Origin of the sequence: Methylocystis sp. Sn-Cys, from assembly GCF_016745395.1 — a bacterium.
GTDB lineage: Bacteria > Pseudomonadota > Alphaproteobacteria > Rhizobiales > Beijerinckiaceae > Methylocystis > Methylocystis iwaonis.
The window spans coordinates 74,571-88,627 of record NZ_JAERVJ010000007.1; the positions used below are offsets into that span (position 1 = coordinate 74,571).

A 14,057-nucleotide genomic window follows, 5' to 3' on the forward strand; every position below is an offset into this window, starting at 1 on the left:
CCGGTTTCCCAGTAAGGGCTCCTTCCCCCCTCACCCGGGCTCCGCTACTCTCCCCTCGCCCCAAGAGCGAGAGACCAAAAATGAGAGAGCGCCCAGGCGAAGCCGTTTTGTTCGACCGCGCCAATCTCGATTCGCGAATCGCCTTCGTCTCCGCGGGCTTCCTCCTTGCCTATGGCTTCGCGGCCCTGCTCGACCGCGTCGGCGCGCCGGAGCGTTTCGTGGCGGCGGCGCCGCCCTGGTTCACGGTCCTGGCGCTCGCCGCGCTCGGCTTCCTGCTCCATTCGATGCGGGTCTCCTTCTATTATGCGGGCGGCCGCGCGGTTCCGGCGAATTATGCGGGCTTCGCCAACGCCGCCATCGCCGTCGCGCTGCTGCTGCCCTTCGCGACCCGGCTCGCCGGTCGTTCCTGGAGCGTGGGCGTCGTCGCCGGCGCCTTTCTCGGGCTCGCCGGCGCGGCGTTGTTTTTGGGGCCACTGCTGCGCAAGACCGGCGTGTTCTCCGTCTCCGGGCTTCTCGCCGCGCGCTTTCCTTCCGCCGCCCCGCGCTTCGGGCTGATCGCGGCGGTCGCGCTGTCCTCGGGCCTGCTCGCCGTCGCGGGCGGGCAGATGGCGGTCGACGCCCTCGTCGATCTGAGCGGCGCCAGCCGCGCCTTCGCCGCCTTCACCATCGCCGGCGCAGGACTTTTCATCGCGGGCCCGGGGGGATTGGGCGGCGCCATCTGGGCGGCCGCCGCCGCGGCGGGCGTCGCCTTGCTCGGCCTCGGCTGGCCCATCGCCGCTTTGGGCTTTCGCGGCGAATTGCCGGTCGACCTCTTGGGCGGCGGCGGCTGGCCGGAGGCGGCCAGCCTCCTGTCGGAATGGCGGATCATGCCGGCGCCCGCCGGGCTTGGCGTCGAGCTCGGCGCGACTATCGCAATCGCCATGGGCGTTGTGGCGCTGGCGCCGGTTCTCGCCCCCGCCGTGACGACGCAGGACAACGAGTCGGCGCGCGCTTCGGGCGTGGCGACCCTCGCCTGGAGCCTGATCTTCGCGCTGCTTGTCGCCGCCGCTGTCGCCGTCTCGGCGGTGAGCCTAGCGGCAAGTGTGTCCGGCCAGACGGTCGAGCGCCTGCCGGAGTCCGTCTACGCCGCGAGCGGGCGCGGACTGGTCGAGATCTGCGGGGCCAAGGTCAACACGCCGTCCCAAGCCCTGCGCGCCTGCGCGGCGGAGAAGATTCCGCCCGGAACGCCGCTTCGCCCCGTGGATGTGCGGCCGCTCGACAGCGATTATCTCCTGGGCGCGTTTCCCGGCGCGGCGGGACTCGGCGCCGCGGCGTCGGGCCTTCTCGCCTCGGCGATCGTCGGCCTCGGCCTCGCGCTGGCCGCCGTCGGGCTCCAGGCCTGCGGCGCCGCCGTCGGCCATGACGCGCTCTACCGGCTGCGCGGCGAGGTCGATCTCACCAGCCGCCGCCTCGCCATTACGCGGCTGGCCCTCATCGTGGTCGCCACCGGCAGCTATGTCGCGAGCGCGACGCAGATGGTGACGCCCGGCGGGCTGATCGGATTGGCGCTCGGGATTTCCGCCGCTTGCGTCGCCCCTTCCCTCGCGCTGGCCTTTTGGAATCGCGCCGCCGATCGCGAAGCTTTGGCGGCGCTGCTCGGCGGCGGCGCCGGATTGGCGGCCGCCCTGCTGCTCGAGGGACCAGCCCGAAAAATCGAGGCCTATGCGCTCGCCGCTCTGGCCGGCGCCACGCTGGGACTTGCAGCCGGCGTCCTCTCCGGCCTCGCCTCGCGCGAGGAGAAGCCGGCGGCCGTCGCCTTCGTCCGGCGCGTGCTGCGCGGCGACGGGCAGATCGTCACGCCGGACAAGGGCGCTTGATTATCTGAATTCGGCGCCCGCCTTGCCGAGGACGACCGGCTTGTCCGTGCCGCAGACGAAATCCCGCGCGTGTTTATCGGCGATCTCACGGGCGAGCGCATTGGCGTCGGCGTTCGCGCGCGCATCGACATAGCCCACATGACAAACTGGCCCTGGCGGCAGGCGCGTGACCACCAGCGCGCGCCCACTTGTCGTCCGCTTGTCTGTTTCCGCCGGCGCCTTGTAGTTCCAGCGCATGATCGTCGCGAAGGGCTTGCCTCCCGCGAGGCGCCATTCGATCGTCCCCTCATAGAAGTCATTGAAGGGCGCCAGCGTCTGGCCCGCCGCCGGCTCGTCTCTCGCCTTGGCGCCAAAGCTCACATACATGCGCTGGTCCCCGGCGCCGAGCCAGATCGGCACGCCCGCATAGCCCATGCAGCGCCAGTCGCCGTAATCCTCGGGCGCGACGCCCCGGCGATGCTTGCAATCTTTTTCGATGTCGATCTTTGTGTAAGCCGACGTCGCTTCCTGCCCGCTCGCAGATGCAACCGAGAGAATAAGGAAGATCAACGCTGCGGCTCGCCTGCCCCCGATAGGCTCCATAAATACTCTCCCGTCGACATCCTGCGGCAGGATACGCCCCTCGGCGAAGCTTTCCATGCGCTCGCGCACGGTCCGGGCCCTCGATCTCGCTGGCCCGCTTCTTGCCACCCTCTATCATTTCCGTTCGTTTCTGTTATAAGGCGCACGCACGCCCGGCCTCGCCGGGCGGCGCCGTTTGGGATCGACCTCGCTGGACGACATCCCGGCCAAGGCCTCTCCCTGCGGGATACTTCCAACAAAAAGGAAAGACGGATGTCGATCACTGCCGAGCGCAAGCAGGCGCTCATCAAGGAATACGCCACCAAGGCGGACGACACGGGCTCGCCCGAGGTTCAGGTCGCGATCCTCACGGAGCGCATCGTGAATCTCACCGAGCACTTCAAGACGCATGTGAAGGACAATCACTCGCGTCGCGGCCTGCTGAAGCTCGTCTCCCAGCGCCGCCAGCTCCTCGATTACGTCAAGAAGCGGGACGAACCCCGCTACAAGAGCCTCATCGAGCGGCTCGGCATTCGCCGCTGATTTAAGCCTCGCGAAGGCGGCGCGCCCGCGCCGCTTTCGCATTTTTGGACCGCGAGCCTTCAGGCTCGCTGAAATTTGCGAGCCTGAAGGCTCGCCGTCCATCGGGCGCCGGCATGGGGCCGTCGCCAACAAACCGGCGCAAACCCGTCATGGCAGGATCGCCGGACGCTGCGTGGCGTTGAAACCCGCAGCCTCTCGCCGTCTTGCTCATGACGAAGCGCCGGCTTCGTCAGAGAAAGATCACACATGTTCCAAGTCCACCGCGAAGAACTCGACTGGGCCGGCCGCAAGCTCGTCCTCGAGACCGGCAAGATCGCCCGCCAGGCCGACGGCGCCGTTCTGGCGAGCTGGGGCGAGACCTCCGTGCTCGCGACCATCGTCGCCGCCAAGGCCCCGAAGCCGGGCCAGGACTTCTTCCCGCTGACCGTCAATTACCAGGAGAAGGCCTTCGCTGCCGGCCGCATCCCGGGCGGCTATTTCAAGCGTGAGGGCCGTCCCTCGGAGCGTGAGACGCTGATCTCCCGCCTCATCGACCGCCCGATCCGTCCGCTCTTCCCCGACGCTTTCCGCTGCGACACCCAGGTCATCGTGACCGTGCTGTCGCATGACCTCGAAAACGATCCGGACATCCTCGCCATGGTCGCGGCCTCCGCCGCGCTGACGCTCTCGGGCGTGCCCTTCATGGGCCCCGTCGGCGGCGCGCGCGTCGGCTATATCAACGGCCAGCTCAAGCTCAATCCGACAATCGAGGAGATGAAGCTCTCCGAACTCGATCTCGTCGTCGCCGGCACGCAGGACGCCGTGCTGATGGTCGAATCGGAAGCCAAGGAGCTTTCCGAGGAGCTGATGCTCGAGGCGGTGATGACCGGCCACCGCGGCTTCCAGCCGGTGATCGACGCGATCATCCGCCTCGCCGAGCGCGCCGCCAAGGACCCGCGCGACCTGGTCGTTCCCGATCGTTCGGAAGTGGCCGCTTTCGTCTCGCGGATCGCCGAGGCCGAGCTGCGCGCCGCCTATAAGCTCACCGTGAAGCAGGAGCGCTACGCCGCCGTCGACGCGGTGAAGGCGAAGGTCATGGCCGAGCTCCTCCCCGAGGGCGAAGCGACGAACTTCACCAAGGAAGAAGTCGCCGAGGTCTTCAAGGAGCTGCAGGCCAAGGTCGTCCGCTGGAACATCCTCGACACGGGCATTCGCATCGACGGCCGCGACGTGAAGACCGTGCGCCCGATCGTCGCCGAAGTCGGCGTGCTGCCGCGCACCCATGGCTCGGCGCTCTTCACCCGCGGTGAGACGCAGGCGCTGGTCGTCGCCACGCTCGGCACGGCGGAGGACGAGCAGTTCGTCGATTCGCTCGAGGGCACCTATAAGGAGCGCTTCCTGCTCCATTATAACTTCCCGCCCTACTCTGTCGGCGAAACCGGCCGCATGGGTTCGCCCGGCCGCCGCGAGATCGGCCATGGCAAGCTCGCCTGGCGCGCGATGCACCCGATGCTGCCGGCCGCGGCCGAATTCCCCTACACGCTGCGCGTCGTCTCGGAGATCACCGAGTCCAACGGCTCGTCGTCGATGGCGACGGTCTGCGGCACCTCGCTGGCGCTGATGGACGCCGGCGTGCCGATCAAATCGCCGACGGCGGGCATCGCCATGGGCCTGATTCTGGAAGGCGAGCGCTTCGCCGTGCTCTCCGACATTCTCGGCGACGAGGATCACCTCGGCGACATGGACTTCAAGGTGGCGGGCACGTCGAACGGCGTGACCTCGCTGCAGATGGACATCAAGATCGCCGGCATCACCGAAGAGATCATGCGCGTCGCCCTCGGCCAGGCCAAGGAAGGCCGCCTGCACATCCTCGGCGAGATGGCCAAGGCCATCACCACCTCGCGCGCGGAGCTCGGCGAATTCGCGCCGCGCATCGAGACCTTGAAGATCGCGACCGACAAGATCCGCGACGTCATCGGCTCGGGCGGCAAGGTGATCCGCGAGATCTGCGAGAAGACCGGCGCCAAGATCAACATCGAGGACGACGGCACGGTGAAGGTCGCCTCCAGCGACGGCAACTCCATCAAGGCGGCGATCAACTGGATCAAATCCATCGCCTCCGATCCGGAAGTCGGCGCGATCTATGAAGGCACGGTCGTCAAGACCGCGGACTTCGGCGCCTTCGTCAACTTCTTCGGCGCCAAGGACGGCCTCGTCCATATCTCGCAGCTCTCCAAGCAGCGCGTTGCGAAGACGACGGACGTGGTGAAGGAAGGCGACCGCGTGAAGGTGAAGCTCCTCGGCTTCGACGATCGCGGCAAGGTGCGCCTCTCCATGCGCGTCGTCGATCAGGAGACGGGCGAAGACCTCGAGGCCAAGGAAAAGGCCGAGAAGGAAGCGGCCGCCGCCAATGGCGAGTGAGCGCTAATGCACAGTTTTGAACATCGAGCCGCCCGATAACTCGGGCGGCTTTTCTTTGAGGGGGCAATAATGCGCAGACTGGTTATGATAGCGGCGACGGTATGCCTTGCGGGAGCGGCGCAGGCCGAACCCGATTTCTCCACCGTTCTCGATTCCAAGACGCTGTCCTTCACGGACGGCAATACGGACCGCGCCGTTCTGGTCGAGAACGGCGACTCCGGGGCCGATCTTTACCTCTATCTCAATCTCGAACCGGCGCGGGACATCACGAAGCCGCTGAAGGCGGCGCTCGTAAAGAAGAGCGTGGCCTGGAGCGGCGGCATGTGGGGCACGCGCCCGTCGCTGGAGACGACCGCCAGGGGCTCGTTGCTGATCAAGTCGGAAAACACCGGCGTCGGTAGAGACCGCTGGACCCAGACGCTCACGGTCGTCTATCGCAACAAGGACTTCGTCGTCGCCGGCCTCACGCGCGAATCCTACGACACGCTCGACCCCAACGCCGCCCATAGCTGCGATCTCAATTTCCTCAGCGGCAAAGGCAAGCGCGACGGCAAGGCGATCGAAGTCAAAACGCCCGCGAAGAAACTTGAGAGCTGGTCCGAGGACGCGCTGCCGAAAGAATGCGTGTTCTGAAAATGAATGCGCGCGCCGGATTGCGCCGGCGCGCGCCTCCCATTACACGCGCAGCCGCAGCAGTAGAGTTTTAGCCACATTTTCCGAGCTTCGACGAAGCTCGCCTGCGCCGCCGGGGCAGATCGCAGGCAACATGCGCGTTTGCCCACGCCCGAGACGCCTTATCTAAAGGGCCCGACACTGCGGAGGGGCCGATGGCGGATCGAATAAAAGTGGAAGAGGCGCAGCTCGTGGAGCTCACCACCGGCGGCGAGCCGATCGATGTCTATCTTCTCGTCCGGCTAGGCTTCACCGCCCTCTTCGTGATTGTCACGGCGCTGATCGTCGAGCCTTACTTTGCGAGCCTCACCTGGGCGCTCGTGCTGGCTGTGCTCTTCGTGCGCCCGCATCGCTGGTTCGAATCTCGTGTCGGCCCCAATACCGCGGCGGCGCTGTCCGTAACGAGCGTCGCGCTCATCATCGTCGCGCCCTTGCTGTTCATCTCCCAACGCCTCATCGCCGAGGCGCTGGCCGGCGTGACTTACATCCAGAAGGCCGTTTCCGAGGGAAACTGGGGCGCGTTTCTCGACGCGCATCCTTGGCTGAAATGGCTGGGCGAGCGCGTCGATGCGCCGACCATCGCCGCCCGGATCGGCGAATTCCTCACCAACATCGGCGCGTCGCTGCTCAAGCAGTCGACCGGCCAGGCGATCACCCTCGTTCTCGCCTTCTATCTGCTCTTCTTCTTTTTGCGCGACCGGCGCACCGGTCTCGACGCCCTCGTGCGTCTCTCGCCCTTCTCGAATGTAGAGACGGGCAAGCTCATCATACGCGTGCGCGACACCATTCATGCGACGATCTTCGGCACGCTCGCCGTCGCGGCCCTGCAAGGCGCGCTCGGCGGCTTCATGTTCTGGTGGCTCGGCTTCCCCTCGCCCGCGCTCTGGGCTGTCGTGATGGGCGTCATCTCCATCATCCCCGTGCTCGGCTCTTTCGTCATCTGGATACCGGCGACGATCTATCTCTTCCTTGAGGATCGCTGGGCCGACGCCATCACGCTTGCGCTTTGGGGCGGCGTGGTCATCTCGACGGCGGATAATGTCGTGCGTCCCTTGCTCGTCGGCGAAACCCTGCGGCTGCACACGGCGCCCGCTTTCGTCGCCATGCTCGGCGGCCTTCAACTCTTCGGCGCCCATGGTTTGATCCTGGGCCCGATCGCATTCACGATGACGACGCTCATGCTGGAATTCTGGCGCCGTCGCAGCGGTCCGGAGCAGCATGAGGAGTGATAGAGTCTTCTCCGTTGACAAACTCGCGTTGGCGCCTGTCATTCCCGGCGGGCTGAAAGCCCGACCGGGAATCCGGCCCCCATCGTCATTGCGAGGAGCGAAGCGACGAAGCAATCCAGGGCCGAGGCGGGGCTCTGGATTGCTTCGCTTCGCTCGCAATGACGGCGCTGGTTTTGCTCTGGATTCACGATCGCTCGCTACGCGAGCGTCGGGAATGACAGGCGCCAAAACGAAAACGGGACGCGTCGTTTGCCGCAGCTCAACCGTTCTTCAGGGCCAGCGCCAACGCCGCATCGAGCGCCGCGTCATCCGCTTCCACGACAGACGCAGTCTCGGTCCAAATAATAAAGCAGCGCGCCTTCTTTTGCGGATAAAGCGGCGCGAACGCCGCCCTGTAGAGCGCGAGCTGACGAAGCTGAGTCGCGTCGAGCGCCTCGCGCGGGCGGCTCGTCTTGAAATCGGCGATCAGCAATTCATCGTCCGTCTCGGCAAGCCGGTCGATGCGGCCCGACACGACATGGCCTTCGGCGAGCGCCGATACGATGTCGACCTCAGCCGCCGAGCGCGACCCAAAGAGCTGCGCGAGCCGCGGATCTGAAACCACTGCCATCGCAGCCTTGACGATCTGTGCGCGCGCGGCGTCGTCGAGCGTTGCGCCGCGAAGGTCGATAAAGCGCTTGGCTGCCTCTTCGCGACGCGGCTGCGGGCACTCGGGAAGATGCTGCAGCAAAGCATGCGTCAGACGCCCGATCAAAATGCGCGCGGCGTCGCTCTTCCTGGGCGCCGCACCATGGAGATCGCCAAGCGCATCGGCGCCGGCCAATGCGCTCGACGGGCGCAAAGGCGGCATGGGTGCGCTCTCACGCGGCGCGGGCGCGCGCGCAAAGGATGGAATTTCGATGCTGCTGAAGACCGCGTCGCCACACGCAAGATCGTGGCGGAACTGAACGTCGCCACGACTCAGAATGTACCCGTCGGGCGCGTCGGGATCGTCGCGTTCTTTGCAGCTTTCCTTCAAGGCGTCGACGATCATCTTGTGCCAGCAGCCGTCGGCGGGCCCCTTCTCGCCGTGGTATCCCGCAATATAGAGCCGCTCCTCGGCGCGCGTCATGGCGACGTAAAGCAAGCGCCGATGCTCCGCGCGTTCGGCCTCGCGATGCGCCTCGCGCGCAGCGGTAATGGCGGCAGGGTCGCTGTCCTTGCCGCGCGACCAGACAAGCGAAAGCGCGTCTTCGTCGCCGAGCGTGAAGAGCTTGGGATCGTGTTTTCCCGATGGGGCGCCGCAAGTGTCGGGCAGAAACACGATCTTCGCTTCGAGCCCCTTCGCCGCATGAGCGGTCATCACGCGCACGGCCGCGCCTGCCGCTTCCATGTCGCGCTTGATGGAAAGATCGAGCCTTTCCACCATCGCCAGAAAGCCGACGAGCGAGGGCGACTCCTCACGCTCGAAGGAGAGCGCAAGCCGCAGGAATTCGTCGATCACGTCATTGGCTTCGGGCCCCAGACGCGCGACGACACGGCGCCGCCCCTCGCCCGGCCCGAGTATCTTCGCGTAAAATTCAAACGGCGCCAGCGCGAAGGCGTCACGCCGCCAGCTCTCAATCAAGCGCGCGGCGGCGCGATAGCGTTCGTCTTCGGCTTGCGCAAGCGCATCAAAGAGTGAAGCGGGCCTGGGCGGCGCGAGCTTGATGAGATCGTCGTCATCAAAGCCGAAGATCGGCGATTTCAAAACTGTCGCGAGCGTGAGATCGTCCTGCGGGAGCAGCACGACGCGCCCCAAAGCGACGAGGTCGTTCACGGCGATATGGGCGCCGAGGTCCAGCCTGTCGGCGCCGGCGACAGGAACATTCTCCGACTTCAGCGCACGGATCAGCGCTTCGAAGAAAGCGCCGCGCTTGCGCACGACGATGAGAATGTCCCGCGGCTCGACGCGCCGCGCCGTCTTGTTCTCGTGCACGCACTCGCCGCTCTCGGGCGCCAAAAGAGCGCGAATTTTTTTCGCGATTCTGCGCGCGAGACGTTCGGGCGGATCGCTCGATGTGGCGTAATCGAGCGGCAGGCGCCAGTCCTCGGGCTCCTCCTTGCCGGATGGGCCGATCGGCTTCCAGATCTCGACAAGCGCCGGAAGGTGGCTTTTCGCCGCCTCATGTTTAAGTGGCGGCTTGTCCGGATCGGAGTCGCAAGTTAAGCCGACGTCATTATCCGCAAAGTTGAACACGTCGTCGACGGCGGCGAGGACGCCCGGCGCCGAGCGGAAGGATTCAACGAGCCGCACATATTCGAAACGCTGTTCGACAGCGAGAAAGCCGCGCTCGAAGCTGCGCCGCATGGCGTCGAATTTCTCCGGCGCCGCGCCCTGGAAGGAGAAGATCGACTGCTTGTCGTCGCCGACGGCGAAGAAGCTTCGGGCCAAGCGCCGCACGCCGACGCCCGCGCAAAATTCCTTGGCGATCGCCGTGAGAATGTCCCATTGCCGCGCGCTCGTATCCTGCGCCTCGTCGAGCAGGATGTGATCGATTTGCGAGTCGAGCTTGTAGAGCACCCAGGAGGGATTCGAGCGATTGAGCAGGCGCCGCGCGCTTTCGATGAGATCGTCGTAATCGAGGAGATTGCGGTAGCGCTTCGATGCCTCGTACTCGGCGATAATCGCGTCGCCGAGGAGCGCGAGCGCCAGGGAACGCTCGACCACAGCCGCCGCTTTGCGTTTTTCGATGAGCGGTCCGAGCCGATCGCGCTCCGCCTCCAACCGCTCCAACAGGCCCGGCGCGCGCTTCTGCAATCCGCTCGTGATGATCTTTGTTTTCTCGCCGCCGCGCGGCGTTCCTTTATCGGTGTAGAAAACAGAGACGTAACTGTCGGCGCGCTCAGTGGGCGACGTTAACGCCATCGCTCGCTTGAGATGTTCGGCGAGCTTCTTGTCGTTGGCCGAACCGAGTTGTAGCAAAGCGAATAGCTCGGGCCACGTTTCGTGACCCTCGACCATCTCCGCTTCGATTAGCGCGAGCGTCTCGTCCTCATCGAGACCCAGACGGCGCCGCAGGCGATGCGAATAATCTTCTCGATCGAAAGCCTGCGCCAGCGCGTCGCGCTTGGTGAGCAGCTCGTTGCAGAGATCGTCGAAGCCATTCTCCGTCGTCTCCTGCGCGACGAGCGTCAGCGCGTCGTGCAAGTCGCCCTCGCTCCGCATTGCTTCTTGGATCGCGCGCAGCTTCGAGGTCTGCAAAAGCTCGGCGCGCGCCATATCGTCGAGCACGCTGAAGCCCGCCGGCGCATTGGCCTCAAGCGGAAAAATATGCAGCAGCTTTTCGCAGAAGGCGTGGATCGTCTGGATTTTCAACCCGCCCGGCGTCTCCACCGCGCGGGCGAACAGGCGGCGCGCGAAATCAAGCTGCGCCGGCGTCGGCGCTCCCGCGCCCATCTCCTCGATTTCTCGGGCGAGCGTTTCGTCATCGAGCAAGGCCCATTGCGCCAGCCTGTCGAAAATACGCGTCGACATATTGGCGGCGGCCGCCTTGGTGAAGGTCAGGCAAAGGATCTGCGATGGCCGCACGCCTTCGAGCAACAAACGCAACACGCGTTGCGTGAGCACATAGGTCTTGCCGGAGCCCGCATGCGCCGACACCCATGCCGACACGCGCGGATCGGACGCCTTATGCTGAGCGCGGACGGTCATCGAGACAAAGATGCGGTCGCTCATGCGCCCTCTCCGCCGCCGCGCGACCATTCCTTCACGCGCGCGAGATGGTCGTAATCGCCTTCATGCGCAACGAGCGCCACAAAGGGGCGCGACGGATAGGGCGTCTCGGGATTGCGATATTGCGAGAGCATCTTCACGAGTTCTTGCGCGTGCTTCGCAACCACCTCCTCGAAAGAGGCGCCGTCGAATTTCAAAGCCTGCGTCTTGCCGCCGTCCTTCAGCCCCACATAAGCGGCGCCGGAGACGACATGCGCGCCAATCTCCTTGAACGCGCCCGCTTCGACCATCGCCGCTTCGAGGGTGAGCTGCGGCGCGAAACCCGCCTGCACCTGCTTCATGCTCGGCGGCTTGCCAGTCTTGTAGTCGAAGACGCAGGCTCTCTTATCGGGCCCGATCTCGATGCGGTCCGCCTTCGCCGTCAGCGTGAAACTCGAGCCGTCGATCAGCGAAAGCGCCCAGGACGCCGATTTCTCCATGAAGATCACGCCGCCCTCGGCGCGCCTTTGCGTTTCGAAGTCGAGGGCGTGATCGAGCCCCGCCATGAGCCTCGGCCAGACAAAGGTCTCGAAGGCGGGATCGGCAAGGAATTCCTTCAAACGCGCGCGTGCGATCTCCTGAAGCTCCTCGCGCGCCGTCGGCGGCAGAGGACCGCTCGGGTGACTCTTCACGAAGGTTTCGAGCGAGTCATGAACCGCCGTGCCGATCTCGCGCGGGCCGAGTTCGACGCCTAGCGGATCGAGCGGCTTCAACTTCAGAATATACTCGGCGAAGATCGCATATGGGTCGCGCCGCAAGACTTCGATGCGCGTGACGCTGAGGCTCTCTGGACGCAAGTCGATGGGCGGGCATGGCGCCGGCCGCGACAGCGCCGTGGCCTCATCCACGCCTGGCTGATCGAGCGCAGTTGCGATCGCGAGCATTTTTGCGCCGCGCGCGCGACAGGCGTCGATCGCTTCGCCAGCGAGCGCTTCGAGGCGCGTGAGGAAGCGTGACGCAACGGTCGGCGAGCCATCGCGTTTGGCGGCGCGGCTGAGCACGACGCGTGTCGCGCCGAGCCCCATCATGAAGTCATGCGCGCTCTGTCCGATGCGCCGTTCGGGCGGCGAGAGGCCGAGCTGCGCGCGCATCGAACGGTTCAGAAAGGCGCCGGTTTCCGTCTGCGGCGGCCAAATGCTTTCGTCCAGTCCCGCGAGCAGCATGAGGTCGGCGTCGATGAGGCGCGCTTCGAGAGGCCCGAGAATTTTCAAGCGCGGATGGGCGCGGCGCGGCCCTCGCAAAGTTGTTTCGAACGCAATGCGATCGAAGAGCGCCGCATAGGCCGATGCGGTGAAGCGCGATGGCGCATCGGCGCGCGCGAGCCGCTCGAAGAGATCGAAAAGCGCCAACGCGCCTTCGTCGTCAGTCTCTTCAGCCCCTTGCGCGATCGCCTCGAAGGCCGCGCGATGCGCTCGCGCGAAAGCCCGCAGATCCTGTGCGTCGCGCAAGGCGAGAAGCGGCGCCAAGGCTGCTTCCATATCTCGCAAAAGCGACTCGATCTGCTCCCATTGTGCGGCGTCGATGCGGCGCGCCGCAGGATGCGCGCGCCAATCGCCCGCCGCCCGCTGCGCTTCCCCCGCCCGTTGCGCATAGCCAGCCGCGCTTGCCGGCAAACCCCGCAGCGCGCCGATCTCGACGAGCGGCGCCAGCGCCGCAATCTCTTCCCGCGTGTGACCAAGACGCGTGAGCGGATGCGCCAGCAGCGACGCGATGGCGATGGCGTCGAGCCCCGTCGCGCCGATCCCGGCCAGCTCCCGCGCCAGCGCGCCCGCCTGTGTCGAAGCGAGCGACGCGCCGCCGGAATCGTCGATCTCGATCTCGAAGCGCCGCAGCTCGGCGGCGACGCGCCGCGCGATTGTGCGGTCGGGCGTAACGAGGGCGGCTGTTTGGCCGGGCGTCTCCAGCGCCTCGCGCAGGAACAAGGCAAGCGTGAGCGCCTCGGCCTGTTCGTCGGGCGCTTCGAGCAAGGCGACGCCGTCGAGCGCAGCGTCGAAACTCGCGCTATGGACGCTTCGGAAATCGCGCCACACGGCCGTCGCATCGGCCGGCAACATCGCTTGCGAGACGAGCCGGCGCCGCTCGGCGCGCATATCGGATGTCGATAGCTCGCGCACGTCGCCGCGCGTCAATTGCATCACGCCGAGCAGGCGCTTCAGCATGGTCTGCGGATGGGTGAAAGCGGGCTCGCCGTCCCCCTCCCCCACTTGCGCCCAGGCGGCGTCGCTCATGTCGAGATCGAGCCCCGGCAATACCACCGCGCCATTGTCGCGCGCGGCGATGGCGGAGAGCAGCCGCGCCGTGGTCGGCTGCGCGCCTGTCGAGCCGATCGCGATCACCGGCGCGTGATCCTGGCTTTCCGAGAGCTTCGCGATCTGCGCTTCGATCAGGCGCTTCTGACGCGCCGAGGCGTCGATGCGGCCCATCTCCTGCAGCATCTGCGGCCATTGCTGCAAGGCGATGCGCAGGAAGGTCGTGGTGATCGACCAATAGGGATCGAAGGCGCTGTCGTCGATTGCTCTATCTATGGCGTCAGCAGGGATGTCTTCGATGATGAATTCATCGACGAGCGCGCTGAGGTCGGCCGCAAGCGCATAGGCGCCGGCGGGCGAGGAGGCGACGAGGAAAGGCTCGCTTTCGTCATAGATGAAGTCGCCCTGCCCATCCGCTGAAACGATGGCGGCGCCGACGGCCTCGGACCATTTCACGATGAGCTGCGCCAGCAGAAGACGCCGCTCCAGCTCCTCGATCTGCGGCAGCGCAGCGGCGTCGAAATCATCCGAGAAATCGCCGAAGAGCGCGGTGGTCTCTCGCTCCTCCAATCCGCCGAGCGGCAGGATGCGCGGCAAGAGCGTTGCGCCTTTGTCGAAGGCGCGGGCGAATTGCGTGCGAAGGGCGCGCGCCGCGCGCTGCGTCGGCACATAGATCGTCGTTCGCGCCATCACGAGCGGCGGCGTCTCACGCGAAAGCGTGGAAACGATCTCGCCTGCGAGAAAGGCCTCGACGAAGGTTTCGAGAAACGGCGCGCCTGGCGCAATGGTGAAGACGTTGCGCCTGACGCCCAAG

The 14,057-nt window shown here is 65.9% G+C and carries 8 protein-coding genes; 5 read left to right on the plus strand and 3 right to left on the minus strand.

What is annotated here, in order from left to right; genetic code table 11:
- The first annotated feature begins 80 nt into the window (after positions 1 to 80).
- Entirely contained in the window at positions 81 to 1,856 is a 1,776-nt protein-coding gene (locus JJT62_RS14090) for a sodium:solute symporter (protein WP_202073411.1), read from the plus strand.
- On the opposite strand, the gene JJT62_RS14095 is transcribed toward JJT62_RS14090, so the two are convergent.
- Entirely contained in the window at positions 1,857 to 2,507 is a 651-nt protein-coding gene (locus JJT62_RS14095; protein ID WP_370568561.1) for a hypothetical protein, read from the minus strand.
- Positions 2,508 to 2,690: 183 nt separating this feature from the next.
- Between JJT62_RS14095 and rpsO the strand changes: the two genes are divergently transcribed.
- The 4 genes from rpsO (at position 2,691) to JJT62_RS14115 (ending at position 7,261) form a co-directional block, all read left to right on the plus strand.
- Positions 2,691 to 2,960, plus strand: a complete 270-nt coding sequence (gene rpsO / locus JJT62_RS14100; RefSeq protein ID WP_202073412.1) for a 30S ribosomal protein S15 — start codon at positions 2,691 to 2,693, stop codon at positions 2,958 to 2,960.
- 246 nt (positions 2,961 to 3,206) lie between these two features.
- On the plus strand, positions 3,207 to 5,360 hold the full coding sequence (gene pnp, locus JJT62_RS14105; protein WP_202073413.1) for a polyribonucleotide nucleotidyltransferase: 2,154 nt from the start codon (positions 3,207 to 3,209) through the stop codon (positions 5,358 to 5,360).
- Between the two features lie 69 nt (positions 5,361 to 5,429).
- A complete protein-coding gene (locus tag JJT62_RS14110) occupies positions 5,430 to 5,993 on the plus strand; it encodes a hypothetical protein (protein WP_202073414.1) in 564 nt (187 codons plus the stop codon).
- 194 nt (positions 5,994 to 6,187) lie between these two features.
- A complete protein-coding gene (locus tag JJT62_RS14115; RefSeq protein WP_202073415.1) occupies positions 6,188 to 7,261 on the plus strand; it encodes an AI-2E family transporter in 1,074 nt (357 codons plus the stop codon).
- A gap of 259 nt (positions 7,262 to 7,520) precedes the next feature.
- On the opposite strand, the gene addA is transcribed toward JJT62_RS14115, so the two are convergent.
- Positions 7,521 to 10,958, minus strand: a complete 3,438-nt coding sequence (addA, locus tag JJT62_RS14120; RefSeq protein WP_202073416.1) for a double-strand break repair helicase AddA — start codon at positions 10,956 to 10,958, stop codon at positions 7,521 to 7,523.
- Positions 10,955 to 14,056 (minus strand): double-strand break repair protein AddB, encoded by a 3,102-nt coding sequence (gene addB / locus JJT62_RS14125; RefSeq protein ID WP_202073417.1) that lies wholly within the window; start codon positions 14,054 to 14,056, stop codon positions 10,955 to 10,957. Before addB ends, addA begins: the two co-directional genes overlap by 4 nt.
- Position 14,057 lies beyond the last annotated feature (1 nt).

Coding starts and splice junctions, on each gene's coding strand:
- JJT62_RS14110 (WP_202073414.1), top strand. CDS start 5,430: ATGCGCAGACTGGTTATGATAGCGGCGACGGTATGCCTTGCGGGAGCG.
- pnp (WP_202073413.1), top strand. CDS start 3,207: ATGTTCCAAGTCCACCGCGAAGAACTCGACTGGGCCGGCCGCAAGCTC.
- addA (WP_202073416.1), bottom strand. CDS start 10,958: ATGAGCGACCGCATCTTTGTCTCGATGACCGTCCGCGCTCAGCATAAG.
- JJT62_RS14115 (WP_202073415.1), top strand. CDS start 6,188: ATGGCGGATCGAATAAAAGTGGAAGAGGCGCAGCTCGTGGAGCTCACC.
- JJT62_RS14090 (WP_202073411.1), top strand. CDS start 81: ATGAGAGAGCGCCCAGGCGAAGCCGTTTTGTTCGACCGCGCCAATCTC.
- rpsO (WP_202073412.1), top strand. CDS start 2,691: ATGTCGATCACTGCCGAGCGCAAGCAGGCGCTCATCAAGGAATACGCC.